The organism is Okeania sp. SIO2B3, assembly GCF_010672525.1.
In the GTDB taxonomy this organism is placed as follows: Bacteria; Cyanobacteriota; Cyanobacteriia; order Cyanobacteriales; family Microcoleaceae; genus Okeania.
This window is the reverse complement of sequence record NZ_JAAHGH010000010.1, coordinates 134,005-160,238: the sequence shown is the minus strand read 5'-3', so window position 1 is coordinate 160,238 and position 26,234 is coordinate 134,005. Positions and strand designations below refer to the sequence as shown.

Below are 26,234 nucleotides of genomic sequence, written 5' to 3'. Positions count from 1 at the left end.
TATAGACTTATTGGTATATTTTCTTTGTTAATCTTAGTTCAAACTGAAAATTAACATTCAAATTATATAATATTTTTATACTTGTTTAATAAGGAAAAAGGAAAAAGGAAAAAGGAAGAAGGAAGGAGGAAAAAGTGAATGGGGACTCAAACCCAAACCAATTGTAAATACCCTGTAGACGGCGGGGTATTAAACTCAGAAACAAAAAGATAATTACTACTTTTTTTGACTAATGTGCTTGATATTAAGTAATAGTATTTTTTTAACATTAATACTAAGCTTCAAAATAACAAAAGTTATGAAAAACTAAATACTCCCTTTAAACAAATCATATTGGGAATAATTAATATAGTTTAAATTTGTACTACTTTTACTTTTAAGAAAGTAATAACAATATACAGTTCTTAATTCCTTACCTACAGATAGAAAGGAAGACAAAATAATTTGTAATTTATACTTCATATCATGTCCGTTTAATTAGCGATAAAAAACTTTCTTCTCTTGGTCCTTCTTCTTTCCTCCTGAGAACTGGCTCCTGAGGACTGACTCCTGAAATGCTATATTGATTTTTAATTTTCCTGGTGGGAAGTCCCACGCTGTAATATTTGATTCAGCGCCATAAGGGAGAGCCAGAACATGGTATACTGAGGGAGACAGGGGGAGGACATCACCTCTGTATAAACTGCAACTCCTTTGCGGGTTGAAGAATTCCGTGTTGTAGCTCAAGCGCAACGTCGGGAGTATGTCAATTCACAATGGCTAGTGTCCTCGGCATTAGTCTTTCCAAAATTTGTTTCAGTACCATTGCTGTCCAATCAATATCTGCTTCCGTTGTTTCTCGTCCCAATGTTAAACGAATACCTCTAATAGCAGCTTCTTCTGTATACCCCATTGCTAGTAATATTGGACTTGGAGTTACCTTTCCACTATGACAAGCTGAACCAGCACTAATACCAATTCCAGCCAAGTTTAACTGTCGCACCAAAGTTTTACCTGTAATTTTATCTTCCGTTTCACCTCTTTCAACTTCTGGGGGAACAATGCAGAAGCTAACATGATGAGGTAGTCTGTGCCATCGATCCCCAGTAGAAATTACATAAGGAGTTTGTGCCATCTGTTCAAATAAGCGATCGCGCAATCTTATTAACCTTAATGTTTCTGTCGTCATTTCCTCATTAGCTAATGCTGCTGCCACCCCAAAACCAGCGATCGCTGCTACGGCCTGAGTACCAGAACGTAATTTCAACTCCTGGCCACCACCAGTTAATATCGGTACTAGCTCTACACCCTCTCTAATATAAAGTGCACCTGCACCTTGAGGACCATAAATTTTATGACTTGATAAAGATAATAAATCTACTGGCAGTTTTTGTACATTTATTGGTAAACGTCCTGCCACCTGAACGGCATCAGTATGAAATAAAACCTTATGAGAACGACAAATATTACCTAATTCCTCAATAGGTTGGAGAGTCCCTACTTCACTTTGACCATAAATTATTGATACTAAAACTGTATTTGGTTGTAATGCTGCTTGTAGTTTTTCTGGATCTACCCTTCCTTGGCGATCAACAGGTAATCTTGTCACTTGCCAACCCCAATTTTCTAACATTCTTGCTGGTTGTGAAATTGCAGAATGTTCTACACTAGAAATAATTATATGTTGAGGTTTTTCATAGCAGTTTGCCACACCCATGATTGCCATATTATCAGCTTCAGTCCCCCCAGAAGTAAAAATAATTGACTCTGGCACTGTATTGATCAAATTAGCTACTTTTATTCTTGCCCTCTCAACTAATGTTGCCGACCTCTGGCCCCATGTATGTAAGCTAGATGGGTTGCCCCACTGTTGGGTAAAAGCTTGTTGCATAGCAGCGATCGCTTCTGGCCTTGTTGGTGTTGTAGCACTATAGTCTAGATAAATTTGCATCATGTCTATCCGTTTTGATCATTAACTTCTACAATATAATCAAAATATCACCACAGAAGTTTTGAGATAAAGGAGTGAAAAAGTAGTTCAACAATTAATAATTAATAATTAATAATTAATAATTAACAATTACTACTGTTTGAAAACAGATAGTATTGACGCAAAAGGGCAAATTAATTCATTGTTGATCCTTGAAATGAGAGGCATTTTACCTTAATTTTTCGGTAAAAATTGTTTAACTCGGCGAGCAATATCACCCGATATATTTCCTCTGTAAATTCCTAGATATTTTCCTAGATATTTTCTACATAATTCTAATAGGACTGCTATGTATCTGAATTCTTTTTAATGTTGTTCTTGTGACTTAGATATTTCTATACTAAAAATTTTCCTGTCTCGTCAATCCTATCCATTTTCAAGGAGAGGTTATTATTAATTATTAATTATTAATTATTAATTATTAAATAGCTACTTAGGTTTACAAACATTATAATCTTCATGTGACATAACTTTCTGTGGTATGACAAAACTCCCATAATCTTGACAAATCATTCTATAGTTGCGGGTAACAGGTATACTTACTATAAAACGATTATGACGGAGTCGTTTACCTCCAAATTCTCGATAGCTTTGATTATCGTTTAAAGCAGAAATAATTGCCCTGGCTTTGACCACTACATAATCTGGTAAACCTCTCAAGTCTATCAAATCACCATCGAAAGAAGCTTCCCATTCTAACTTTTTTTCTCGCTTTTCCGCTATTTCTTCATCAACTCTTTGCTTTGCCATCTCCTGTTGTTCACAACGATGGCATTTTCTCCCATATCCCTTATGGCCACACGGAAAAGTCCTTTTTCTTTTCGGCATAAAACAGCAAAGTTAGTTGTTACCAAGTTCTCTCAGTTTTGGTCATCGTTAAATATTTTGTTCAAGACCTGATTGAAAAATCCACAAACTACTTATTACACTTTAGTATCGTCATAGTCCACTCTCAATTTAACATTATCGGCCATTATGACACAATATTCAACATCTATAATTTTCTAAGATTCAAATAGAACCAACAAAAATATTTAAGATTCAGGCCACTGCATAAGTATTATAAATTAGTCTAGTTCTTTACTCTACAAGGAAATAGATGTTTAAAGTAGAAGCGATCGCTCATAACAAAAGTATAAATAAAATTCATGGCGATCGCTCATACAATTCGTTTTAAGTCCCGAAATAATCTCCTTAGCATAAAGGCCACAGTTCTAGACCGAACTAAATTAGTAAATTTTTGTCTTTTAGTTAGGGTCTTTCTGTAACTGCTCTTTATAATATTCAAACTTAGCTACTATTTCTAATCCAACTCTAGAAATAAGATTTTTCTTACCTACAACACTCACACACCAAAGATATAATTCAGACCGAGCCAAACAACAGCCAGACTTACTCAATCTTTCCACGTATAAATACCTACCAAGCTACACAGTTAAATACTACTTTTAATGCTACAATTTGAAGTGTGGAATGTGCCATTAAACCAAAATTTCCACCACTCAAAAATCAATGGTCGAACAAATGATTAAAGCAGGATATTCAGCCAGTCAAATGGAAGACTTCGTTATGGACGACGGTATAATATTTTAGATTATCTCTTGAATAAATTCATAAACTCAAGACAATCCAGGCAAAACTTTTAGCGTCAGGGACTCAACCGCCCCGTCCCTGCAAAAACTGTAATTTTTCGCATTAAGTTTAGTAGGGGTGTGTTGGGGAAAAGTTTTAGCGTAGTGGCCTGGAATGTCTCTATTTTGTTTGACCTAAATTTCCTACATCTCTTGATATATAGCGCTGTGCGCAGGCAACAGCTCCGGAAAGCAACAGCTCCGGAAGGGGGAATCAATTGCCGATAACATAAGACTTTTAGGTATTTGGCCTCTCCTGCAATTTGTAAATATACCAGCGCTCATTGCTATAGCTGATTTTCAACATCCTAATTTTTTTTATCCCAGCCCCTTGACACTTTATGTATTATTTATGTAGTATATAAATATGGCAGTCAAAGGAGAAGTAAATAACCTCTAGACAAAAAAGCCATATCTGCACCTAGAAAATTAAATAATTAATCGGAATTTTCACCAATATCCATCAGGTATTACACGAAACCTGAGTTGCTTATGCTATTACTTTACACTCATGGAATTTTAGGTTGGTTTAAATCTGGTAAATTTCAAGATCATCAATTTTTTATCAACCAAAAAGAAGCAGAAAATCAACCAGAAAAATATTCTGCTTCCTCAACTCAAATAACAACAGAAATTAGTAAAGTTCAAGAAGAATATCATCTATAAAGACGATTCATGTTGTAAGAAATAATATCAAAAAAATTAGGAGGTGTAGGTATGGTTCATATTAGATTTGAAGGACGTTCTTATGATGTTACAGAAAATCAATTAGGCATCAGAGAAAATATGACAGAAAATACTATTAAAGAACGCCTGGCTCAATATTTTGATGTGGGTAAAGAACGCTTTAATTTCTATGTTTTAGACCATCGTCCCAGTGGGGATTTAATTGTTCGTCCCGAAGCAGTTTACGGTTAAATTAATTATCGAATGTTCCGCACCCTAACTGGTAAAGCGTACATACATCTGGTTTGCTAAACCAAAGGTTATAGGTTCGACTCCTATCGTCCCCATTATTTTTAGGGGATGTAGCTCAATGGATAGAGCATTAGTATTTCTTTAAAACGCTTTATTGACTTGTGCGGAACATAATAATAGTGGTGACAATTAACTTCGTGCCCTAACTGAGAAAGCTTACATACTAGCTCATTGGTAGAGCATTTGTCTCGAGAACAAAGTGTAGCAGGTTCAAATCCTGCGTATGAACAAACAGCTTTTTTGACTTGCACGAGGTGATTTTTAACTACTTGAATTAAGCAGAGCAAAGATTTTTTAAACGGATGTACGGATGATTATATAGAAGTCGTCAGAAAAAAATATCAAATTTTTGAAATAAGTATAATCTCTTAAAAAGAGAATGTTAACTTTGTACCCTAACGAATAAAGCATACATACATTACCCCTATCACGGGTCAATATTCGGGTGACCGAAATGACTGTATAAACTGCTTTTTTGACTTGTACAGAGTTATTATTGAACTAACTTAAAAAAAGTCAAAAATATACATTATTTTTTTGACATAAAAAATAGTCTATTTAAAAAAATGCGTTACTTTTTAAAGATATATAAAATTTAGGAAAAAATTTACTTCGTACTCCAATGGATAAAGTATACATACATATTCTAACGGTCCTAAGGTAGCAATGTTCGGGCGACCGAAATAGCGAAGCTTTTTAAGTCTCTCTGAGATAAAATTAGCGAGTTCACTGTCAGGTAAAAAACTGATAATAACGGCCGTAACCGTATTCATTACTTTTTCGACTTGTGCGAAGTAATTTTTAACTATTTGAAGGAATAAATAAGTAAAAAAAAAATTAATTTTCACCATTTTAAATATTTATGAAAACGTTAGTAACTCGCTCCTATCAAAGTGAAACGGATCTAGAAGCGATCGCTGAATTTTTTCAAGTTTGTGAAGCAGTCGATCGCTTAGATGAATGGGTATCTGTTTCGGATCTACGACAAGAATTTAACGCTCCAGATATAGATAAAGAGCATGACATTCGTCTTTGGGAAAATGGAGAGGGTAAACTCATTGGTTTTGGGAAGCTATTAATACAAGAGTCAATTGATGCTTTTCTCTCTTTCAGAGTTCATCCCACTGCTAGAGGTGAAGGTATAGAACAAGAAATCATTAGGTGGGGTGAAGCACGAATGAAAGAAGTCGCTAGAGATAAGGGTGTATATGCCAAGTTTCGATCGCCTGTTCGCGATACTCAAACCGAGCGCATCGCATTATTAGAAAGTTGTGGTTTCACACCAAAGCGTTACTTTTTTGAGATGGAGCGATCGCTCACCGACCCCTTACCCAAACCAGAGTTACCTGTAGGTTTTACATTGCAGTCTCACTCCTCTCCCCAGTTTTCTGGTAAGCAGGAGCAGCGAAAATTTATAGAAGCATGGGTGGAAGCGCATAATCAAACATTTATTGACCATTGGAACTTCCATGAAGTAAAAGTCGAGCAGGTGGAACATATAGTAAGCGGTCCTGACTATCGACCAGACTTGACCTGGGTCGCAATAGCTTCTGATGGTACTTTTGCAGCTTTTTGCTACTGTTGTTTTTATCCAGAAGAAAATAAGTACAAGGGAACAAAAGAAGGTTGGATAAATACTTTGGGTACTCGTCGTGGTTTTCGCAAGCGTGGTTTAGGAAAAGCGATGTTACTTTCTGGAATGGAGGGTTTACGAGCTGTTGGTATGGATAAGGCGCTACTTGGTGTTGATGCTGAGAACCCGTCGGGAGCAACTCGCCTTTATGAGTCTGTGAGTTTCCGTAAAGTTCATGCTAATATTGTTTATGGCAAAGAACTTTAAGTATTTATGAAAACATTAGAAACTCGCTCCTATCAAGGTGAAAATGATTTAGAAGCGCTCGCCGAACTTTTCCAAGCTTGCGAAATGGTCGATCATCTAGATAACTGGGTATCTATTTCCGATATCCGACCAACCTTTGATGATCGATACTTAGACAAAGAGCGCGACATTCGTCTTTGGAAAGATGGAAAGGGTAAACTGATTGGTTTTGGACAATTATTAATACAAGAATCAGTCGATCGTTATCTATGTTGCAAAGTTCATCCCACTGTTAGAGGTGAAGGTATAGAACAAGAAATCATGAGGTGGGGTGAAGCGCGAATGGAGAAAGTCGCTAAGGAGAATGGCGTATCTGTAAAATTACGCTCAGGTACTCGCGACACTCAAACCGAACGCATTGCATTATTAGAAAGTTGTGGTTTTACTTCTAACGGTTACTTTTTGCGGATGGAGCGATCGCTCGTCGAACCCTTTCCTAAACCAGAGTTACCGACAGGTTTTACACTGGAGTCTCCTCTATCTCCACAGTTTTCTGGTGAAATTGGCCAGCGACGTTTCCTGGAAGCATGGGTGGAGATGTTCAACCAAACGTTTATTGAGCATTGGAACTGCCATGAGTTGACAGTTGAGGACTTGGAAAATGAAATAAGTCACCCCTACTACAGACAAGATTTGGATTTAGTTGCGGTCGATGCTAATGATGGTACATTTGCTGCTTTTTGTTCCTGCTTTATTAACCCAGAGAAAAACCAGCACAAAGGAACGAAAGAAGGTTACATAGGTCATTTCGGTACTCGTAGTGGTTTTCGCAAGCGTGGGTTAGGAAGAGCGATGTTACTTTCTGGAATGCAACGGTTACGAGATGTTGGTATGGATAAGGTGTTGGTTGGTGTTGATACTGAAAACCCGTCGGAAGTAAATCAATTTTATGAGTCTGTGGGTTTCCGTAAAGTTCATACTGATATTGTTTATGTGAAAGAATTCTAGGTCTTTATGAAAACTTTAGTAACTCGCTCCTATCAAGGTGAAAATGATTTAGAAGCGATGGCTGAATTTTTCCAAGTTTGCGAAATGGTCGATCGTTTAGATGAATGGGTATCTGTTTCGGATCTGCGACAAGCATTTAATGCTCCAGATGTAGATCGAGAGCGTGACATTAGTCTTTGGGAAAATGCAGACGGTAAACTCATTGGTTTTGGTAAGCTCTCAATACAGGAAGCAGTTGATGGTTATCTCTCTTTCAAAGTTCATCCCACGGTCAGAGGTGAAGGTATAGAGCAAGAAATCATTAGGTGGGGTGAAGCACGAATGAAGGACTTCGCTAGAGATCGGGGTGTATCTGTAAAGTTGCGAGCAGCTACTCGTGACGACAAAACCGAGTGCATCGCATTATTAGAAAGTTGTGGTTTTACTCCAAAGCGTCACTTTTTTAATATGGAGCGATCGCTTACCGACCCCTTACCAAAACCAGAGTTTCCTATAGGTTTTACATTACAGTGTCACTCCTCTGCGCAGTTTTCTGGTAAGCAGGAGCAGCAACACTTTTTAGAAGCATGGGTAGAAATGTATAACCAAACATTTATCGACCATTGGAATTTCCATGAGTTGACAGTTGAGAAGTTAGAACATAAAATGAGTTACCCTAAGTACAGGCAAGACTTGGATTTAGTTGCGCTGACTGCTGATGGTACATTTGCAGCTTTTTGTCTTTGTTTTATTCACCCAGAAGATAACCAGCGCAAAGGAACTAGAGAGGGGCGGATAGCCGATCTGGGAACTCGCCGTGGTTTTAGGGAGCGTGGGTTAGGAAAAGCTATGTTACTTTCTGGAATGGAGCGTTTACAAACTGTTGGTATGGATAAGGCAATACTTGGTGTTGATGCTGAAAACCCGTCGGGAGCAAATAGACTTTATGAGTCTGTGGGTTTCCGTAAAATTCATGCTAAAATTATTTATGGTAAAGAACTTTAAGTTATGAATATTTCTGGTTTTTGTATTCTTTAAAAAGTTTTTTCCCATACTCTTGAAAATCATGTATTATACAGACAAAATAGATTTATTAACATAAACAAAGTTCATGTCGTGCCCAAACAGGGAAAGCTTACAGGAAATTTGGGGTATGCGCCTCGCCCTTCTAGAGCGACTTTTTAGTTGATTTTTTTCAATAAATATGTTATAATCATATTAGTTAAAAAGTCAAATTATGAAAGCTAGATTTAAGTACCGTATCTATCCAACACAGGGACAAAAAACCAGATTAGCAAAGCTATTTGGTTGTGTTCGTGTGGTTTGGAATGATAGTCTAGCTTGCTGCCAAGAAAAGTATAAATTAGGAGAAAAGAAACCTACTAATTCTGAGCTACAAAAACAGTTTATCACTCAAGCTAAAAACACTGAATACAGAGAATGGTTATCAGAAGTTTCTGCTATACCATTGCAGCAATCTTTGAATGATTTAAACCAGGCTTATCAAAACTTTTTCAGTTCAACAAAAGGCAAGAGAAAAGGTAGACCTATTAAACCTCCTAAATTTAAAAGTAGAAAGTCAAAGCAGACTGCTAGGTTTACAAAGGGAGGGTTTAAAGTTGGTCAACATAAAGTCTATTTAGCCAAGATAGGAAAGTTGAAAATAGTTTGGTCAAGAGAGTTACCTGCTCCTCCATCATCAGTAACAGTAATCAAAGATTCAGATCATAGATATTTCTTAAGTTTTGTAGTAGAAATACAACCAGAAATCTTACCTCAAAATGATAATTCAGTAGGTATAGATTTAGGCATCAAAACCTTTGCTACATTTAGTGACGGCACAAAGATTGATGCACCAAAACCACTCAAAAAACGAATTAAGAAGTTAAGAAAGTTAAGTAAGTCATTATCTAATAAAACTAAGGGGTCTAAAAGGTATGAAAAAGCACGGCTTAGAGTTGCGAAGTTCCATGGTAAACTGAAAGATATAAGAACAGATTTTCTCCATAAATTATCTACTAAAATAATTCGTGAAAACCAAACAGTTGTTTTAGAAGATTTGAACGTTTCTGGTATGGTGAAAAACCGTAAATTATCCAGGGCAATCAGTGATTTAGGTTGGAGACAATTTAGGACTCTGCTAGAAGGAAAAGCAAAAAAATACGGTCGTGATTTCAGAGTAATTAATAGATGGGAGCCAACTTCTCAAACCTGTTGCTGTTGTGGTTTTAAAGGTGGAAAATTAGACCTTTCAGTTAGAGAGTGGCAATGCCTGAATTGTGGTAGTAAGCATGATCGTGATGAAAACGCAGCAATAAATATATTAGTCGCGGGTGGGCAATCCGAGACATTAAACGGACGTGGAGGCAAGCGTCAGACTAGCGTCAAGCTAGCAGTAGCCAGTGAAACGTCAACCCGCCGAGGAGCTATGACTCGGTAGGAATCTCCGTGCCTTCAGGCCGGAGAGGATGTCAAATACTAGCCAAATGGTAAAGGCACTTGACTCATAATCAAGCTAGCGAAAGCTAATACAGGTATCCTCCGGGAACGCCTTCGGCGAACAAATCCTGTGTATAAACAAACAGCTTTCTTAACTTGCGCGAGGTGATTAAAATTGTTTAATTCCCACTAAGACTAAGAAAGAGTAAAAAAATCTGAATTCGATAATTTATAAAAATAACTAAAAATATAATTTTCATCTCGCACCCTAACAGAAAAAGCTTACATACTAACCAAACAACCCTTGATTTGGATTCAAGAAAATGCGGGGTAAATTCCTCTGTATGAATAAATAGCTTTTTTGACTTGTGCGAGATAATTTAAAAACTGCATAAAAGCGTTAATTATAATTGAATAACAACAAAATATTAAGAGCATTATTTATTAATAAAAAAAAAATATTTGTCGTTAATATTCAAGAAAAAACAATGTCAGACAAATCTAGGTTAAAGCTTTCAAATGAAGCCTTAAGTTACTACAACAGAGGTGAAGAAGAGCAACGCTTATCGAAAGACGAAGGAAAGCTTGAATTGGCTCGCACTCAAGAACTTCTCAGTCGTTTTTTACCCGCTCCTCCTGCTGTTATTTTCGATGTCGGTGGTGGTTCAGGTGTCTATGCTTTTTGGCTTGCTCAACAACAGTATGAAGTCCATCTTATAGATGCAGTTCCTCTACATATACAGCAAGCTCAAAACTTTTCTCAAACTCAACCTAATTATCCTCTTGCAAGCATGGAGGTTGGAGATGCTCGTCAATTAGAGCAACCAGACAAGAGCGTTGATGTTGTTCTCCTGTTTGGTCCCCTGTATCACTTAACTGAACGTAGCGATCGCTTAACTGCTTTGCGTGAAGCTACTAGAATCTTAAAAACTGGTGGTTTTCTGTTTGCTATTGGTATTTCGCGCTTTGCTTCAACTTTTAGTGGATTATTTCAGGGAAATTTCAACGATCCAGAGTTCGTAGAAATTGTTCGACGAGATTTAGCTGAAGGTCAGCATCGCAACCCTAACAACCACCCTGCTTACTTTACTACAACATTTTTTCATCATCCTGAAGAGCTGAAAACAGAGGTGGAAGAAGCAGGTTTATTTTGTGAAAAAATTTTAGCTGTTGAAGGAGCGGGTTGGTTACTTCAAAATTTTGAGGAAAATTGGAATAACCCCAGTCGTCGTGAAAGAATGCTAGAAGCTATTCGTTGGATAGAAGCAGAACCTTCCTTATTAGGAATGAGCGCTCATATTATGGCTATTGGTAAACAATTAATAATTAATAATTAATAATTAATAATTAATAATTACCTCTCCTTGAAAAGAAGAGGATTGAGGCGGAGCGTGATTTTTTTTTCTTTTTTATCCTTTAAATGAGAGGCTTTAACTCTTAATTATTCGGTAAAAAAATGAGTAAATAAAATGTCTATTTTAGCAGTTTAGTAGATAATTTTTTTATTATATGGAGAAAGCATCATGTCTATAAAAACTGATGAAATATTGGCAAAACTCAAATCTATCACAATGTTGGAAGCTACAGAATTGGTGAAACAAATAGAAGATTGTTTTCAAGTAAGTGCCGATCGAATTATTGTAGTAAAACCTAATGATAAGTTCGACAATAATGATAAAGATGGCGATGAACCACAAACTATTTTTGATATTGTCTTAGAGAAATTTCCTGCTAATAAAAAAATATCTTTTATTAAGGAGATACGAAGTTTAAATCTCTTTGGAAGTTTACAGGAAACTAAAAAAGTTGTTGATAATTTACCCCAAATTATTAAATCTAATGTCAATATTCAGGAGGCAGAACAGATTAAGCAAAAATTGGAGGAATTAGGAGCAACAGTTTCTTTGAAATAATTTTTGTATGTGCAATAGAAATTTTGATTTCACCAGTAATGAGTTAGAAAATATTGTTAGTGAATTTAATAATTGTACCTTGCCAAAAAGCAATTGGACTCATGCTGCACATTTAATTGTTGCCCTTTGGTATTTGACTAACTATTCCGAGTTAGAGGCAATAAATAATCTTCGCGATCGCATCAAAAAATATAACGTTGCAGTAGGTACTCAAAATACTAAAAATAGTGGTTATCACGAAACAATTACGCTGTTTTGGGTGAAAATGATTCAGAAATATTTGACTACAAATTCAGCGAATAACTCTTTTGCAGAAAATGCCAATAATTTAGTCAACCTTTACGAAAATTCAGCTTTACCTTTTGAATATTACAGTAGAGAATTTCTGATGTCTGAGTCAGCTCGAAAAAATTGGGTAGAACCAGATTTATAAGTCAGAAGTCAAAAGTCAGAAGTCAGAAGTGAAAATTAATAGACTTAAAGTATTGACTATACAATTTAAAAATGGTTATCACCAGATTGAAAATTGTTGTAAAATCTTTCAAACTAAGCTTAAAGCTATAAAATGTGCAGTTATCGTCGCGCCCTAACTGAGAGAGGTTACATACAAATACCTATGGTTTAGTAAAATTAACTCTCTCAACTTGCGCGGTATATTTAATCATAAATATTAATATTAATACTCCGCAAAACTGCCAACGATAATTGCCTCCTAAAAGTAGATTTTTTGTAATTAAATTAGTTAAGAAAGAACAGTTATAGGTTATCAAATGTTTGATGATGTTATGTCTGACATTTAACATTAAAAACATGACAGAAATTTAACTGATAACGTAAGCATTCAGCTATATAGCATTTCCTACGGAATGCTGCGCAAACAGCTATCAGATGCATGAAAGAAAGAATTAAGCAATGACCAAGGTTAGCTCAAAGGACTATTTCATTCTTATGTCATTTCTTGAATACTAATTCCTTCTTCCAAGATAATGACTTAATAACTCATAGCTGATAGCTGACAGCTGACAGCTGAATGCTTACTGATAACTGTTAACTGATAACTGAAATAAGGAGGTAGAAAATATGTCTAAAACTCAAATGAATAATGATGAGCGCGACTTACGTTTAGAAATGCTCAATAGTCTGCTCACAACACCACACCGTCAATTAGAAAAAGTAGCAGAAATTCATCAATTAATTGTTGAGTTAGACCCAATTTTTTACGGTCATTTAGCAGTATGGTATCAAAACAACGGTGATGTGCGCGACCATCAAGAAGTGTTCCTCGGAAACTTGTTAACAAGTAACCTCACAGAACACCGAGATGCTGGTTTCATCATGCTACAAAATTTCCCACCATACCAGGTGTCACGCATTGTAGACTTTATGAAACAGCAACGAAATAAAATGCCACGTTCTGCACGCACTGCTGTGACTCGTTATCTACGGAAGCGCGAACAAAATTCAGAATTTTTTGACCGAGCAGCTCTCCGTAACCGCAAGGCAATGAAGCACTTATATGCAACTTTGCACATTAAACCTAACTCTCGCGCTGATGCTATCTTGTTTAAGGAAAGACCTCCAGAGGACAGTTTAGCTTTCATGCTGAAGCAGTTGGCAAAAGTAGAAACTCCAGTAGAGCAAGCAGCATTAATAGTGGAACATAAAATTCCCTATACTGTGGCGGTGGGAGCTGTGAAACAATTGACACCTACTGTGTTAGTGGCACTGATAAACTCTATGTCACCCCAGGAAATTATCAATAACCTGAAGTCTCTTACATCTCGTGGAGCAATGGAACACCCAGAGGTAAAAGCGTTAGTTGATGAGAAACTGACTGAGGCCCAAAAAAGCGATCGCGTGTCTGCTTATAAAGCTAAGGTTGCTGCTGATGCTGCTCAGGTAGATGCGGAAACTGTTGCAAAACTGGAGCAAGTGACTAACGAACAAGTCAAAAAGCGCGGTAAAATTTCTTTGCCAACTGCTTTACTTGTGGATAAGTCTGGTTCTATGCAACAGGCGATCGAAGTAGGTAAGCGTTTAGCTGCTTTGGTTTCTGGTATTACTGAAGCGGAATTATTTGTCTATGCTTTTGATACTATTCCTTATCCTGTGAATGCTCAAGGTACAGAATTGAGTGACTGGGAACGTGGTTTCCAACATATCCGCGCAGGTGGAGGTACAAGTTGCGGTTGTGCTGTAGAAGCAATGCGGCGCAAAAAGCAAGTTGTAGAACAGTTTATTCTGGTGACAGATGAAGGAGAAAATACTGCACCCTACTTTGCTGAAGCTTATACTGCTTATTGTCGTGAATTGGCGGTTATGCCAAATGTAGTTATCGTGCGTTTGGGTAACTATGCTTCTAATTATGTGGAAAGTCAACTGAAGCAGAAGCAAGCGCCAGTGGAAACTTTTACTTTTAAAGGTGACTACTATTCTTTGCCTAACTTAGTGCCAATGTTGTCTAGTCGTTCGCGACTGGAGTTGTTGATGGAAATTATGGAGACCTCACTGCCAGTTCGTGATGATCGGGAAAGTCAAAACTAAGGAAAGTCAAAAGTCAAAAGTCAAAACTAAGAAAAGTAAGAAAAGATACAACTGAGGAAAGTTAAAAGTCAAAAGTAAGAACAAATACAACTAAGGAAAGTCAAAAGTTAAAAGTCAAAAGTCAAAACTAAGAACAAATACAACTAAGGCAGAAACCGGGAAGGAAAGTCAAAAGTCAAAACTAAGAACAAATACAACTTTTGTCGATGAAATCTTGTGATTTGAAAATAATCAGGGCAATAAACCCGGTTTCTTTTTTGCTCAATTACAAAGTGCTGCTACTGCAACTGAGTTGGTAGTCCAGTTGTGCGTTGGTGCGATTAAAAGCACTACAGCAGAAGGAAGAAAGAAGAAGGGAGAAGGAAGAAGGAAAAACCTTGCGTTGTCTGAGTTTTAAGTTTTTTATCTGTCAAACACCTTTGCTTCGACTGCTATAAACTGCAACGTTATAGTTATGGAGAATAATTGTGACAACTGATAACTGAAATGACCAATAAAAAATGGAATTCCGTATTTTCTTGCCTCCTGTTTTCCTAGTTCATGCTGCGGTAGAAGGTACTGATAACTGATAACTGATAACTGATAACTGATAACTGAAATGACCAGAAGATACAAGTCAAAAAAGCCTAATCTTCTTTATCAAAGATTAACAGAAGCATTAGAAAATGGTACTAAAGTCCGCATTGAAGCAGAGGAAACTTATTATGGTCTTCCCGTTAGTGTAACGGAAGATTTTGTGGAAATTATGGTATTAGTACCACCAGATGAATTTGATGAAGAAGATGATACTTTTAAACAGGTGACATGGTTGATTCGACTTGCCTCTATTTTTGCGATCGCATATCCTACAGAATATTGGTCAAGTGCAAGGTTAGAAAGACTATTGGAAATAGGTGTTACCGAATAATTAATAATTAATAATGGCTTTGTTGGACAAAAGACGATCTGGTAAGCTATTTTTTTGCTAGTCCCTTACTCAAGCGATCGCTAACTTTAGCGAGATAGATATTTGATTTACTATTGTCCAATAGTTATCTTGATTTTAGATACAGTCATAGTCAAGCGATCGCTAACTTTAGCGAGATAGATATTTGATTTACTATTGTCCAATAGTTATCTTGATTTTAGATACAGTCATAGTCAAGCGATCGCTAACTTTAGCGAGATTAATATTTGATTTACTATTGTCCAATAGTTATCTTGATTTTAGATACAGTCATAGTCAAGCGATCGCTAACTTTAGCGAGATTAATATTTGATTTACTATTGTCCAATAGTTATCTTGGTTTTAGATACAGTCACACGAAAGCAAACGCTGAGTTTAGCGAGATTAATGTTTGATTTATCTATTGTCCAATAGTTACAGCAGTTTCCGCGCATTATGAAGTACATCTCGGGAGTCTAGTCGCAGCTATATGCTTTCATGCAACAAAGCCATTAATAATTAATAAGGGGGAAATCAGTAGTTATCGTGCGTTTGGGTAGTTAGACTTCTAAATTATGTGGAAAGTCAACTTAAGCAGAAGCAAGCACCAGTGGAAACTTTTACTTTTAAAGGTGACTACTATTCTTTGCCTAACTTAGTGCCAATGTTGTTTCAACCTTCACCACTAGAGTTGTTGATGGAAATAATGGAGACTTCACTGCCAGTTCGTGATAATAATGCGAGCTTGCTTGGATCAATCTTTCAACCAATTCTTTTTCTTGTCTCTACTTTCTCTCATCCCTGCTTCCAAAGCAATAATTCCAGTAGCATACTCCAAATCTCCTTCATCTTCTTCTATCTCATCTAAGGCAGCTAAAGCCTCTGGATAATCTGCTAATTGAGAACGAAAATTCTCAATTTCTTCTGGTGTAATTGTAATCATATAATTATTATGGTTAATTTACTGAACTTTACTATATCAATTGTGAGCATAATCTCAGCTCAAATTGTAGCTTATTACTATTCAGACAGAGGAACATTACGAAACTCAAGAGGAATTGTATTATTACCTGAATACAAGAAAATTTGCATGACTTGCATTTTATTAACTTCCAATGATACTTTATCGAAGTTAACAGAGGCTTTTAGGGGCACATCTCTTATCAAGTTTTCTGCTGCACCAGAGCGACCGCTAGATGTTCCTAATTGAACTTTTGTTGCCAGATATATTGTACCTGCTTCAACCATTCTAGTTCTGTTACTACCCGATCCACCATACAAAGTTAACCTAGCATTTTGTTCTGTGCTTGTGATTAATAGTTCACAATTAATGCTTTGACTATCTACACTCACGTTAGTTTTTTTACAGCTCTGAAGTTCAAACACAAAGCCATACATTTCCTGGGTTGTTTTTAGGTTATAATCTTTTTTAGTCGAAGAATCTTCTAAATTATTTTCACTTTCAACAGAGGTTGTAGGATTTTGATTCTCATTTTCTAGTTTTTCTACTTTTTTTTCTAACCTATCATTTTCACTTTCTAGTAGATTATTTTTTCCTGATAATCTTCCAATTTAGCTACTAATTCATCTTCCTTTTTTTTCAATTCTTCAACTTGTTTCTCTAAATCTTCTAATTCTGATGGTTTGATACCTTCCGCAGCATCTGTTAATTGGGGAAAATTACTAGCAAGATATACCTTCACATTATAACCTCCAACAGCACCTACAATAATTGCAATAATTATTGATATTAAGGGAAAATATCTTTGCTGTCTAGGTGAATCTTTAGTCATCTGTTTACGAACCTCCTTTATGTCATTTTCCGAAAGTAAATGCAATCAACCTAATTCTCTCAGACCCTCTTTGACCGAGTCAATAGTAATTCTTCCTTCAAACTCGTCTCTTCTTTTAGAGAGCAGTTCTATTAAACTATTAAATTCATCCTCGCTCAAGCTATTTTTTAAATTCATGTGCCTTTTTGAGTTTAAATAGTCCCAAGATTGTCACTATATTGATTTTAGATCATTCATTATATAATTAGTAAAATCGAATAAAAATCACTTGAACGTGATGATTTAGACTAATATTGTAACAAACTAGGAGTAAATATTGTAACGATATCAACCACACATTCAGCTATCAGCTCAACAGCAATTGACAAATTTAAAAAACCAAAAATTCGATTTAAAGCTCCAATTCCATGGAGTACGTCAATAAATAGTATTAATGAGGATGTTTAAAAAATACAGAGTGCATTTCCTAGGACACTACTTGAGACTCAAGAATAAAAAAATCATTATATCATTGTCTATGGAAACTTTTGCAGATAGTTTGTGGTCAAATATTGTTGTAATATTGGGAGCCAAATCCCCAATAGTTGTTATGAGGAAGTTACTATATAAAAGTGGTAAATCTAAATAAAGTCCATCGGTTTCTATTTGGGAAAAAGACAGATTTTTCATGTCATTAGTCATTTTTGGACTAAACATTTCCAACTACCTAAATCTCGTTGTTGACAACTATGTACGGATTTCCAGGCAATTGAGATGCGGTTAAGCGACAAAGAAGTTAAAAACTTGCTTAGTCAAGTTAAAGTTCAACCATATACAATTAACTTTAGCTGAATCTGGCATTCATCCCGACACCATAAACTTGTTTTGGTGCTCTCCTGAATGCCAGTGTTTTTATGATATACTGCTTTACAGCAAATCAAATTCAGTCTAAATGCTTAAAGTAGTCAAAGTAAGACTTTACCCCAATAGCCAACAACAAGAAGCCTTAAGTCAATCTTTTGGCAATTGTCGCTGGTTGTGGAATTACTGTCTGAATTTGATGAACCAAACATATAAAGAAACGGGAAAAGGATTGTCAGGATATGAAATTAAGAAGCTAATACCTCAACTTAAAAAAGAGTATGAATGGTTATCCTTGGCTTATTCGTCTTGCTTACAACAAGTGTGTTTAAATCTCGGTGGAGCTTTCAATAACTTCTTTGAACATAGAACTAAATATCCTCGGTTTAAATCAAAACATGGAAAGCAGTCAATTCAATACCCTCAAAATGTTAGGGTTTTATCTGATTACTTAACAATCCCCAAAATAGGAGATATAAAAGCTGTTATTCATCGTCCCATTGAGGGGAAAATTAAGACTGTAACCATCAGTAAAAACTGTTGCGATCAATACTTTGCTTCAATTTTATTTGAAGATGGTAAAGAGAAACCATTATCATCAACAGGAGGAAAAGCTGTAGGGGTTGACGTTGGGTTAACTCACTTCTGTACAACGTCATCAGGTTTAAAATATGAGAATCCCAGATTTTTGACTAAACATGAAAAGAATTTAAAACGAAAACAACAGCAACTATCTAAAAAAGAAAAAGGGTCTAATAACCGTAATAAAGCTAGAAAGAAAGTTGCTAGAGTCCACCGCAAAATAACTAACTGTCGTGAGGATTTTCTACACAAACTATCGCGTAGAATAGTTGACGAAAACCAAGTCATAGTAACAGAAAATCTAAACGTTAAAGGTATGATGAAAAACCATTGTCTAGCTAAAGCAATAGGGCAAGTAGGATGGGGAATGTTTATGACTATGCTTAAATATAAAGCAGAACAAAATGGTAAAACCTATGTTGAAGTTGATAGGTTCTTTCCTAGTTCTAAGACTTGTCATGTTTGCTTAAATCAGGTGGGTAGCTTACCCCTTGATATCAGACGATGGACTTGTCAATCATGTAATACTACACACGACAGAGATATTAACGCAGCTATTTCTCTCAGAGACGAGGGACTACGAATTATTTCCTGTGGGACACGGGATAAAGCTTATCGCCAAACTGTAAGACGTAGCAGTAGAGGACGTAAGAAATCTACTACTACGCTAGTTTCTGGGTAAGAAGCCGACGCTTAAATCTTTGATTAAAGCGTTCGGTAGTTCACTAAGTTGCAAAATGCGACGACTGCTAATGAGTTAATGGCGAAGTTGTACATGGGTGCTATTAAAAGCTCTAAATTACAACATCAGACTTAGGGAGAATAATTGTGGCCAAAAAACAAAAATCAAAAAAGTCTAATCTTCTTTATCAAAGATTAACAGAAGCATTGGAAAATGGTAGTAAAGTCCGCATTGAAGCTGAGGAAACTTATTATGGTCTCCCCGTTACTGTAACTGAAGATTTTGTAGAAATTATGGTCTTAGTTCCACCGGATGAATTTGATGATGAGGATGATGTTTTTAAGCAGGTGACATGGTTGGTTCGACTTTCGTCTATTTTTGCGATCGCCTATCCCACGGAATACTGGTCAACGGCAAGATTGGAAAAATTACTGGAAGTAGGTTCAAATCAAGCCTAAATTTTTTTAGTTAAAACAATTTAAAAAAGTAGTCAGTAGGACTGAGATTTTGATAAATTAGGATTTTATCCCCACTAACCCCATTGGCATTCCAAGTGACGGTGGGGCTATTCAACAATTAATAATTAATAATTAATAATTAATAATTACCTCTCAAAAGAAAACGGATAGGATTGACTAAAAGGAAAATTTTTTCTTCTCTTGGTCTTATGGATATGGCGCAGGTTTCCTCGCCATCCCACCCAACGGGTGCGCTCCGCTTTTTCCGTTTGTCATGCTCCGCAAACATGTCGCGTAGCGTTAACGTAGTTATGCGCCAGCAAAACGACCGCTGTTTCTCTTTTAAAGGAGAGGATTTTTACCTTAATTTTTCGGTAACGGTATTAGACATCTCCAATAATAAAAAATAAAATCAATTATCGCACTCTTATTTATCAATTCTTTCCCCCTACTCCTTGCTCCCTACTCCCTCTTTTGTGAAGATGTCTATTATTAGCCATAATAAAAATGTTCGGCGTTGCTGATTTGAGGTATGATATCATGTCTAGATAAGAGAGCGAGCAAAAAACTTTCTCCTTCTACTCCTGTTTCTTATTCTTTCTTCCCTCCTGACTCCTGACTCCTGACTCCTGACTCCTAAGTAATTAGGATTAATATCATACACTAATTCAGCAACGCCAAATGTTCTTATGAGTTATTGCTACAATCCTACTTGCCAAAAACCTCAAAACCCAGACAAAAATAGATTTTGCCAAAGTTGCGGTGCAAAACTCATCCTTAGAGAACATTACCGCCTCCTCAAACCAATCGGAATAGGTACATTTAGCAGAACATTCTTGGCAGTTGATGAAGACATCCCTTCAAAACCAATATGTGTAATTAAACAATTTTTACCTGTAGGTATTCCAGGCAAAAATGCAGCACAAAATATTAGTGAAATAGAAAAAGCATCAGCCTCATTTAACCGAGAAGCATTACAATTAGACAAACTGGGAAAACATCCACAAATTCCTAGTTTATTAGCCTATTTTGTTGTATCATCTTATAGATATTTAGTACAAGAATATATAGAAGGAAAAAATTTAGCTCAAGAATTAAAAGAACAAGGAACATTTAACGAACAAAAAATTAGAAAATTTCTGAGAGAAATACTGCCAGTTTTGCAGTTTATCCACAAAAGTCAAGTAATTCATCGGGATATTAAACCAGAAAATATTATTCGTCGTGGTACTAAAGAGAGTGAATATGACTGGGGAAAAAATTTATATTTAGTAGGTTTCGGCGCTGCCAAAGCTATTTCTACTAATCCCGCAGTCAAAAGTGGTACGGTTATCGGTTCTCCAGAATATACTGCACCAGAACAGTTAATTGGTCAAGCAGTATTTGCTAGCGATATCTATAGTTTAGGTGTTGTCTGCATTCAGTTAATGACTCTACTCGACCCCTTCGACCTGCGTCATGGTGAAGAATGGTTATGGCAGCAACATTTACCCAGACCTGTAAGCACATCTTTGAATAATATTATCGACCGGATGTTGCAACCATCGCTTCAACAACGCTATCATTCCGTAGAAGAAGTACTGAAAGATTTAATGCAGACTACAAAGAGTTCTTGGGAAGGTTCGGAAAGTTTAGAAAGTCACGGTGATAAAGTCAGAACAGTAGCATTTAGCATTGACGGTCAGACAGTGGTGAGTGGGGGTGAAGATAATAGCATTAAAGTCTGGACTCTGAAAACTGGTAGCGAACCCCGTAATTTGGGGGGATGGATGTTTAGTCATTCGGGATGGGTGCAGGAAATTGCTTTTAGTTCAGATGGTCAGACTTTAGTGAGTGGGAGTAATGACGGCACTGTAAAAGTTTGGAACTTGGGTACTGGTAAGTTAGTGAGAACTCTTGGCGGTTGGTTGGGTCAAGACTGGGGTCCTGTGCAGGCGATCGCTATTAGTCAAGATGGTCAGATATTGGGAAGCGGTCATGGTGACAAGACGGTGAAGGTTTGGTATCTCAATAGTGGGAAAATGCGAGGATATTTGAAAGGTCATACTGCATGGGTGGAGTCAGTTGCTATTAGTCCTGATGGCAAAGTATTAGCGAGTGGGAGTGGGGATAAGACGATTAAGTTGTGGGATGTGGGGACAGGGAGGTTGTTATTGACTTTGACTGGTCATAGTGATGTAGTGCGGGGTGTGGCGATCGCTCCTGACGGTCAGATATTAGCGAGTGGGAGTAGTGACAATACTATTAGGTTGTGGCAGTTAGCAACTGGAGATTTATTGGGAACATTGCAGCATCCCGATGGAGTTAATGCTGTTGCTATTAGTCCCGATGGTTTGATTTTAGCAAGTGGATGTCGAGATGGGAATATGTATTTATGGAACCCTTATACGATGGAGGAGTTAGGAGTATTGACTCAGGAAGCAGTAGTGAATGCAGTAACGTTTAGTGTAGATGGTCAGATGTTGGCAGCAGGTTGTGGTGATGGAAGTGTTGGTATTTGGCGGAGGTTGAGTTAGAGTAGGGAGGGAGTAGGGAGTAGGAAGTGGGGAGTGGGGAAGTATTCAACAATTAATAATTAATAATTAATAATTAATAATGGCTGAAATCTTTTCACCTTATGCTGTTCAAGCTGAAATCGCTACTTATTACCAAAAAATTATCTATCAAATTCATGATCAAGCGGCAAGAGCTTTGCCGAAAGGCAGCAATAGTTCAAACAATAAAAAAAAATCAAATCGTCGCGACTAGAAAGAATGGATGCTTTGTTTGGTATGTGCCTTGTTTGCTGATATTTTAAACTTTAATTAGAGCTTGCTGATTAAATCTAAAAGCACCGCTAAATAAAGGTTTTAGCTTTTTTGGGGTCTTTAAAAACTACCTGGTATCACGTCTAAAATGCTCAAAAAGTTAGTATTTTAGGCTCATAGTTGGGCAGAAAAATCATTCTTACAATTCTTACTCTTACCGAATAATTAATAATTAAATAATTCGCGCCTTGAAGCCTCCTCTTTTAAGGGGAAAACAAGCGGTCGAGAGATGGCTCCGAAACCTGCGCTGTCCGACCATCGACCAAGAAAAGAAAATATTCCTGATATTCAATTCCGTAACGGTTTTAACCAGAGGTCATTATCCATTATCCATGATCCATTATCAATTAATTAACTCCTCTAAATTCCCCGTTCCTCCTGTCTCCTGTCTCCCCCTCCTGGGAGGGGTTAGGGGTGGGTTGTCTCCTGTCTCCTGTCCCTACTATAAAGACTTTTTCAGCAAACCCTAATTAGCTTGAGGCAATATTTGGCTGACTGTCTTCGGTACTTTGCTACAATATCCTGATTCACGGACACCCAATTTTGACTTTTGAATTATTGAACTAAGCTTTTTTATAAATTATATCATGTCCGGTTGAATACTTATAATTAAGATAGTAGGGGAGCGTGGGAGTAGGGGAGTAGGGGAGTAGGGGACTTACCCCTAACCCCTCCCAGGAGAGGAAAATAGAAAGATGTACTGTTGAAGCACTCATGATAAGTTTTTTCATCACTAATTATCCCGACATGATATTAAAGCCAAACTGACGATCTCTACTCCAGATTAAATCCCTTATTGGCCACCAAGAAAATATTTTAATCTTGTAAGGCCATTGAGTTGTTGAGGCGATCGCCTAAATCATTGGTGGCCAATAATCTCTAGCCAGAGATTGTTTTGAACTTTCTAGTGGGACTTACACAAAATAAAGTCATTAAATAGCCTCAAATATATACAGGCAGATAGTTTCACGTCAAAAAGGTATAAATCCTTAACTGCCAAGGGTTCCAGGTATTTTTAGGTAATTGACGTAATTCCCTTGCCTAGACTGACTTTCAGGCATTTTTTTACCATAAAATGTCTAAGTACCACTAGGGAATTGAATTGTTGAGGCGATCGCCTAAATCATTGGCGGCCAATAATCTCTAGCCAGAGATTGTTTCAAACTTTCTAGGGAATTCCTAGAGAACATAGTTGATGAAGCTTTTATTTCTTTGATCCTTGTAGGGAAGATCCCATTCTGATATGATGTTTTACAAAAGTTAGTAATAAAGACTTTAGAGTTAATAGCTTCAAAGTCTGTCCAAAAGTCCAACAACAGTGAGTGATTTTAGCTTTTCACTGTGTAGCGAAGCAACACTTTTAAGTGAATTTGTTTTATGTGGACACCAAGTTCATGAGACTTGTCTGTTGATTTAGCTGAACCCGCCATAAAACTTCAAGTCTATCCTTATTAAGAGGATTTGGCCAGGAAAACGGGTAATTTTATGATTAAATTTTGATAGATAAGCTTGAATGGAGTATTACAGGAACGAACACGGCTCAAGAAATGCTCAGGAATTTCTCCTGGACTCACCGAGAAGCTGAGACTCACCCAACTAAATGTCGCTCTGGGTATCCCATTAACCCTAACAGGTATAACGGGAGGGCAGGGCGTGACCCGCAAAAAAATTAGTAGCGTTCTTTAGTTGACAAGGTGGCTTAAGCGTGTTTAGCTATGGCCTGTTAGGAGTAGCAGTAATACGCTCCTGACGGCTGAACCTAGACAACTCAAGATATGGGGATCAACTCAGAAGTCCTGGTAATTCAGTATTTGAGGTAAAATCTTGAAGGAAGCCGGGTGATTACAGAACTTTTAGTACAAGAGTGGCGGTGGGTCTCATCGTTGCTGCCTGTGGAGGCGTAGACATTAGTCAGCCAGGGAAGCAGGAAGTTCCATCCGTGAGGAGGAGAAGCTCCCGCTAAATCTCGCGAGATTTAGCGTGAGAGAACGTCACAAAAAGTATGGGATATGTCATTCAACTTTGTTTTGTGTTAGAGGGAAACTATTGTGAAAAAACCAGATAGAGTAATATTAATTGGAGTTGCAGGAGACTCTGGATGCGGAAAATCTACTTTTTTGCGTCGTGTAACAGATGTATTTGGAGAAGATTTTGTTACAGTTATCTGCCTGGACGACTACCACAGCTTAGATCGTAAGCAACGTAAAGAAACAGGAATTACTGCTCTTGACCCAAGGGCCAATAATTTTGACTTGATGTATGAGCAAATTAAAGCTCTAAAGGAAGGTCAGTCTATTGATAAGCCAATTTATAACCACGAAACTGGCTTGATTGACCCACCGGAAAAAGTTCATCCCAATCATATTATAGTAATTGAGGGTCTTCATCCTCTGTTTGATGAGCGCGTACGATCCCTACTTGACTTTAGTGTCTATCTAGACATTAGTGATGAAGTAAAAATTGCTTGGAAAATTAAGCGCGATATGGCAGAAAGAGGCCATCGTTATGAAGATGTACTTGCTTCTATCAATGCCCGTCGTCCAGACTTTGATGCCTATATTGACCCACAAAAAGCTCACGCAGATGTGGTAATTCAAATTTTGCCTACTAAACTTATTCCTGATGACAAAGAACATAAGGTATTACGAGTGCGCTTGATCCAACGTGAAGGTGTAGAAGGCTTTGAACCAGTATATCTGTTTGATGAAGGATCGACTATTAACTGGATTCCTTGCGGACGTAAGCTTACTTGTTCCTATCCTGGAATTAAAATGTTCTATGGCCCAGATGCCTATTTCGGCAATGAAGTTTCTGTCTTAGAAGTAGATGGTAACTTTGATAACCTGGAAGAAATGATTTATGTTGAAGGACACCTCAGCAATACTTCTACTAAATATTATGGTGAGATGACCCACATGATGAGGGAACATCAAGACTATCCAGGTTCCAATAATGGTAGTGGGCTTTTCCAAGTTTTAGTTGGTTTGAAAATGCGCGCCACTTATGAGCGTTTGACTGCGAAAGTTTCCCCTGACGAAAAAGTAGCAGCAGCAGTTTCATAAACATCAATATCTAAAAGAAAATTTACTATCTGAAAATCAACGCGAGTGGTTAATTTCACTTCGCGTTTTTTTTGTTTGAAGAAGGAAGAAGGAAGAAGGAAGAAGGCGTTTAGTTATCTAGACAATTAGTTATCTACCAGAGAAGGAAGGACTGAAAGACCAAAAAATCTGGCGCTGTCTGAGTGCTTCAGAGAATGAATTAACTATTTCCCTATACGCAATAGTCAGAAATTTTCACTATTTATCTCCTCTGCCGGAGTGCTTCAGAGAATGAATTAACTATTTCCCTATACGCAATAGTCAGAAATTTTCACTATTTATCTCCTCTGCCGGAGTGCTTCAGAGAATGAATTAACTATTTCCCTATACGCAATAGTCAGAAATTTTCACTATTTATCTCCTCTGTCTGAGTGCTTCAGAGAATGAATTAACTATTTCTCTATACGCAATAGTCAGAAATTTTCACTATTCATCTCCTCTGTCTGAGTGCTTTAGAGAATGAATTAACTATTTCTCTATACGCAATAGTCAGAAATTTTCACTATTTATCTCCTCTGCCGGAGTGCTTCAGAGAATGAATTAACTATTTCCCTATACGCAATAGTCAGAAATTTTCACTATTTATCTCCTCTGCCGGAGTGCTTCAGAGAATGAATTAACTATTTCTCTATACGCAATAGTCAGAAATTTTCACTATTTATCTCCTCTGCCGGAGTGCTTCAGGAGATGAGTAGTCACGCACCATTTTAGATGTTAGGACATTTCCACTCCTCTCACATTTAGTAACAGTAATAGTTGAACTTCT

At 37.0% G+C, this 26,234-nt stretch carries 25 protein-coding genes and 2 tRNA genes; 19 read left to right on the top strand and 8 right to left on the bottom strand.

What is annotated here, in order from left to right:
- Positions 1–745: 745 nt before the first annotated feature.
- The 3 genes from F6K15_RS12305 to F6K15_RS12295 form a co-directional block, all read right to left on the bottom strand.
- On the bottom strand, positions 746–1,930 hold the full coding sequence (locus F6K15_RS12305) for a cysteine desulfurase family protein (protein WP_293061176.1): 1,185 nt from the start codon (positions 1,928–1,930) through the stop codon (positions 746–748).
- Positions 1,931–2,398: 468 nt separating this feature from the next.
- The gene (locus tag F6K15_RS12300) at positions 2,399–2,797 is read right to left on the bottom strand and encodes a hypothetical protein (protein ID WP_293061134.1); all 399 of its coding nucleotides are present in this window, start codon (positions 2,795–2,797) and stop codon (positions 2,399–2,401) included.
- A 419-nt stretch (positions 2,798–3,216) separates the two neighbouring features.
- The gene (locus tag F6K15_RS12295) at positions 3,217–3,378 is read right to left on the bottom strand and encodes a hypothetical protein (protein WP_293061132.1); all 162 of its coding nucleotides are present in this window, start codon (positions 3,376–3,378) and stop codon (positions 3,217–3,219) included.
- A 714-nt stretch (positions 3,379–4,092) separates the two neighbouring features.
- On the opposite strand from F6K15_RS12295, the gene F6K15_RS12290 reads away from it, so the two are divergent.
- The 14 genes from F6K15_RS12290 (at position 4,093) to F6K15_RS12225 (ending at position 15,539) form a co-directional block, all read left to right on the top strand.
- A complete protein-coding gene (locus tag F6K15_RS12290) occupies positions 4,093–4,266 on the top strand; it encodes a hypothetical protein (RefSeq protein WP_293061131.1) in 174 nt (57 codons plus the stop codon).
- Positions 4,267–4,317: 51 nt separating this feature from the next.
- Positions 4,318–4,518 (top strand): hypothetical protein, encoded by a 201-nt coding sequence (locus F6K15_RS12285; RefSeq protein ID WP_293061129.1) that lies wholly within the window; start codon positions 4,318–4,320, stop codon positions 4,516–4,518.
- Between the two features lie 30 nt (positions 4,519–4,548).
- A tRNA-Ser gene (locus F6K15_RS12280) sits at positions 4,549–4,613 on the top strand.
- 122 nt (positions 4,614–4,735) lie between these two features.
- Positions 4,736–4,804 (top strand) — tRNA-Ser (locus tag F6K15_RS12275).
- Between the two features lie 636 nt (positions 4,805–5,440).
- Positions 5,441–6,418 carry a GNAT family N-acetyltransferase gene (locus F6K15_RS12270; protein WP_293061128.1) on the top strand — a complete coding sequence of 326 codons (978 nt, stop codon included), beginning with the start codon at positions 5,441–5,443 and terminating at the stop codon, positions 6,416–6,418.
- 6 nt (positions 6,419–6,424) lie between these two features.
- Positions 6,425–7,405 (top strand): GNAT family N-acetyltransferase, encoded by a 981-nt coding sequence (locus tag F6K15_RS12265; RefSeq protein ID WP_293061127.1) that lies wholly within the window; start codon positions 6,425–6,427, stop codon positions 7,403–7,405.
- Positions 7,406–7,411: 6 nt separating this feature from the next.
- On the top strand, positions 7,412–8,389 hold the full coding sequence (locus F6K15_RS12260) for a GNAT family N-acetyltransferase (RefSeq protein ID WP_293061126.1): 978 nt from the start codon (positions 7,412–7,414) through the stop codon (positions 8,387–8,389).
- 232 nt (positions 8,390–8,621) lie between these two features.
- Positions 8,622–9,824, top strand: coding sequence for an RNA-guided endonuclease TnpB family protein (locus tag F6K15_RS12255; RefSeq protein ID WP_293061124.1), 1,203 nt, complete (start codon positions 8,622–8,624; stop codon positions 9,822–9,824).
- Positions 9,825–10,311: 487 nt separating this feature from the next.
- A complete protein-coding gene (locus F6K15_RS12250) occupies positions 10,312–11,160 on the top strand; it encodes a class I SAM-dependent methyltransferase (protein WP_293061122.1) in 849 nt (282 codons plus the stop codon).
- 186 nt (positions 11,161–11,346) lie between these two features.
- A complete protein-coding gene (gene rplL / locus F6K15_RS12245) occupies positions 11,347–11,736 on the top strand; it encodes a 50S ribosomal protein L7/L12 (RefSeq protein ID WP_293061120.1) in 390 nt (129 codons plus the stop codon).
- Between the two features lie 7 nt (positions 11,737–11,743).
- The gene (locus F6K15_RS12240; RefSeq protein ID WP_293061118.1) at positions 11,744–12,169 is read left to right on the top strand and encodes a hypothetical protein; all 426 of its coding nucleotides are present in this window, start codon (positions 11,744–11,746) and stop codon (positions 12,167–12,169) included.
- A gap of 662 nt (positions 12,170–12,831) precedes the next feature.
- Positions 12,832–14,280 carry a hypothetical protein gene (locus F6K15_RS12235; RefSeq protein ID WP_293061174.1) on the top strand — a complete coding sequence of 483 codons (1,449 nt, stop codon included), beginning with the start codon at positions 12,832–12,834 and terminating at the stop codon, positions 14,278–14,280.
- 598 nt (positions 14,281–14,878) lie between these two features.
- Positions 14,879–15,187, top strand: coding sequence for a hypothetical protein (locus tag F6K15_RS12230; protein ID WP_293061116.1), 309 nt, complete (start codon positions 14,879–14,881; stop codon positions 15,185–15,187).
- Between the two features lie 184 nt (positions 15,188–15,371).
- Complete coding sequence (locus F6K15_RS12225; protein ID WP_293061114.1) at positions 15,372–15,539, top strand: hypothetical protein; 168 nt, start codon at positions 15,372–15,374, stop codon at positions 15,537–15,539.
- A gap of 420 nt (positions 15,540–15,959) precedes the next feature.
- Here the strand turns inward: F6K15_RS12225 and F6K15_RS12220 are convergent, their stop codons facing one another.
- The 5 genes from F6K15_RS12220 to F6K15_RS12200 form a co-directional block, all read right to left on the bottom strand.
- Entirely contained in the window at positions 15,960–16,148 is a 189-nt protein-coding gene (locus tag F6K15_RS12220; protein ID WP_293061112.1) for a hypothetical protein, read from the bottom strand.
- Between the two features lie 77 nt (positions 16,149–16,225).
- On the bottom strand, positions 16,226–16,558 hold the full coding sequence (locus F6K15_RS12215; RefSeq protein ID WP_293061110.1) for a hypothetical protein: 333 nt from the start codon (positions 16,556–16,558) through the stop codon (positions 16,226–16,228).
- A gap of 185 nt (positions 16,559–16,743) precedes the next feature.
- Positions 16,744–16,998, bottom strand: coding sequence for a hypothetical protein (locus F6K15_RS12210; RefSeq protein WP_293061109.1), 255 nt, complete (start codon positions 16,996–16,998; stop codon positions 16,744–16,746).
- Positions 16,999–17,043: 45 nt separating this feature from the next.
- The gene (locus F6K15_RS12205) at positions 17,044–17,175 is read right to left on the bottom strand and encodes a hypothetical protein (protein ID WP_293061107.1); all 132 of its coding nucleotides are present in this window, start codon (positions 17,173–17,175) and stop codon (positions 17,044–17,046) included.
- A gap of 297 nt (positions 17,176–17,472) precedes the next feature.
- Complete coding sequence (locus tag F6K15_RS12200; RefSeq protein ID WP_293061105.1) at positions 17,473–17,694, bottom strand: hypothetical protein; 222 nt, start codon at positions 17,692–17,694, stop codon at positions 17,473–17,475.
- A 235-nt stretch (positions 17,695–17,929) separates the two neighbouring features.
- Here F6K15_RS12200 and F6K15_RS12195 point away from each other — a divergent pair, with 235 nt between their 5' ends.
- The 5 genes from F6K15_RS12195 to F6K15_RS12175 all read left to right on the top strand — a co-directional run bounded on the left by F6K15_RS12195 (position 17,930) and on the right by F6K15_RS12175 (position 25,429).
- Positions 17,930–19,102 carry an RNA-guided endonuclease TnpB family protein gene (locus F6K15_RS12195; RefSeq protein WP_293061103.1) on the top strand — a complete coding sequence of 391 codons (1,173 nt, stop codon included), beginning with the start codon at positions 17,930–17,932 and terminating at the stop codon, positions 19,100–19,102.
- Between the two features lie 146 nt (positions 19,103–19,248).
- On the top strand, positions 19,249–19,560 hold the full coding sequence (locus F6K15_RS12190; protein WP_293061101.1) for a hypothetical protein: 312 nt from the start codon (positions 19,249–19,251) through the stop codon (positions 19,558–19,560).
- Between the two features lie 689 nt (positions 19,561–20,249).
- Positions 20,250–22,076 carry a serine/threonine-protein kinase gene (locus F6K15_RS12185; protein WP_293061099.1) on the top strand — a complete coding sequence of 609 codons (1,827 nt, stop codon included), beginning with the start codon at positions 20,250–20,252 and terminating at the stop codon, positions 22,074–22,076.
- 79 nt (positions 22,077–22,155) lie between these two features.
- The gene (locus F6K15_RS12180; RefSeq protein ID WP_293061097.1) at positions 22,156–22,308 is read left to right on the top strand and encodes a hypothetical protein; all 153 of its coding nucleotides are present in this window, start codon (positions 22,156–22,158) and stop codon (positions 22,306–22,308) included.
- 2,104 nt (positions 22,309–24,412) lie between these two features.
- A complete protein-coding gene (locus tag F6K15_RS12175) occupies positions 24,413–25,429 on the top strand; it encodes a phosphoribulokinase (protein WP_293061172.1) in 1,017 nt (338 codons plus the stop codon).
- Positions 25,430–26,234: the final 805 nt, after the last annotated feature.

What these genes read in the sequence shown, in the direction of transcription:
- F6K15_RS12305 (WP_293061176.1), bottom strand. Translation starts at nt 1,930, where the DNA reads ATGCAAATTTATCTAGACTATAGTGCTACAACACCAACAAGGCCAGAA.
- F6K15_RS12300 (WP_293061134.1), bottom strand. Translation starts at nt 2,797, where the DNA reads ATGCCGAAAAGAAAAAGGACTTTTCCGTGTGGCCATAAGGGATATGGG.
- F6K15_RS12290 (WP_293061131.1), top strand. Translation starts at nt 4,093, where the DNA reads ATGCTATTACTTTACACTCATGGAATTTTAGGTTGGTTTAAATCTGGT.
- F6K15_RS12285 (WP_293061129.1), top strand. Translation starts at nt 4,318, where the DNA reads ATGGTTCATATTAGATTTGAAGGACGTTCTTATGATGTTACAGAAAAT.
- F6K15_RS12270 (WP_293061128.1), top strand. Translation starts at nt 5,441, where the DNA reads ATGAAAACGTTAGTAACTCGCTCCTATCAAAGTGAAACGGATCTAGAA.
- F6K15_RS12265 (WP_293061127.1), top strand. Translation starts at nt 6,425, where the DNA reads ATGAAAACATTAGAAACTCGCTCCTATCAAGGTGAAAATGATTTAGAA.
- F6K15_RS12260 (WP_293061126.1), top strand. Translation starts at nt 7,412, where the DNA reads ATGAAAACTTTAGTAACTCGCTCCTATCAAGGTGAAAATGATTTAGAA.
- F6K15_RS12255 (WP_293061124.1), top strand. Translation starts at nt 8,622, where the DNA reads ATGAAAGCTAGATTTAAGTACCGTATCTATCCAACACAGGGACAAAAA.
- F6K15_RS12250 (WP_293061122.1), top strand. Translation starts at nt 10,312, where the DNA reads ATGTCAGACAAATCTAGGTTAAAGCTTTCAAATGAAGCCTTAAGTTAC.
- rplL (WP_293061120.1), top strand. Translation starts at nt 11,347, where the DNA reads ATGTCTATAAAAACTGATGAAATATTGGCAAAACTCAAATCTATCACA.
- F6K15_RS12240 (WP_293061118.1), top strand. Translation starts at nt 11,744, where the DNA reads ATGTGCAATAGAAATTTTGATTTCACCAGTAATGAGTTAGAAAATATT.
- F6K15_RS12235 (WP_293061174.1), top strand. Translation starts at nt 12,832, where the DNA reads ATGAATAATGATGAGCGCGACTTACGTTTAGAAATGCTCAATAGTCTG.
- F6K15_RS12230 (WP_293061116.1), top strand. Translation starts at nt 14,879, where the DNA reads ATGACCAGAAGATACAAGTCAAAAAAGCCTAATCTTCTTTATCAAAGA.
- F6K15_RS12220 (WP_293061112.1), bottom strand. Translation starts at nt 16,148, where the DNA reads ATGATTACAATTACACCAGAAGAAATTGAGAATTTTCGTTCTCAATTA.
- F6K15_RS12210 (WP_293061109.1), bottom strand. Translation starts at nt 16,998, where the DNA reads ATGACTAAAGATTCACCTAGACAGCAAAGATATTTTCCCTTAATATCA.
- F6K15_RS12205 (WP_293061107.1), bottom strand. Translation starts at nt 17,175, where the DNA reads ATGAATTTAAAAAATAGCTTGAGCGAGGATGAATTTAATAGTTTAATA.
- F6K15_RS12200 (WP_293061105.1), bottom strand. Translation starts at nt 17,694, where the DNA reads ATGTTTAGTCCAAAAATGACTAATGACATGAAAAATCTGTCTTTTTCC.
- F6K15_RS12195 (WP_293061103.1), top strand. Translation starts at nt 17,930, where the DNA reads ATGCTTAAAGTAGTCAAAGTAAGACTTTACCCCAATAGCCAACAACAA.
- F6K15_RS12185 (WP_293061099.1), top strand. Translation starts at nt 20,250, where the DNA reads ATGAGTTATTGCTACAATCCTACTTGCCAAAAACCTCAAAACCCAGAC.
- F6K15_RS12180 (WP_293061097.1), top strand. Translation starts at nt 22,156, where the DNA reads ATGGCTGAAATCTTTTCACCTTATGCTGTTCAAGCTGAAATCGCTACT.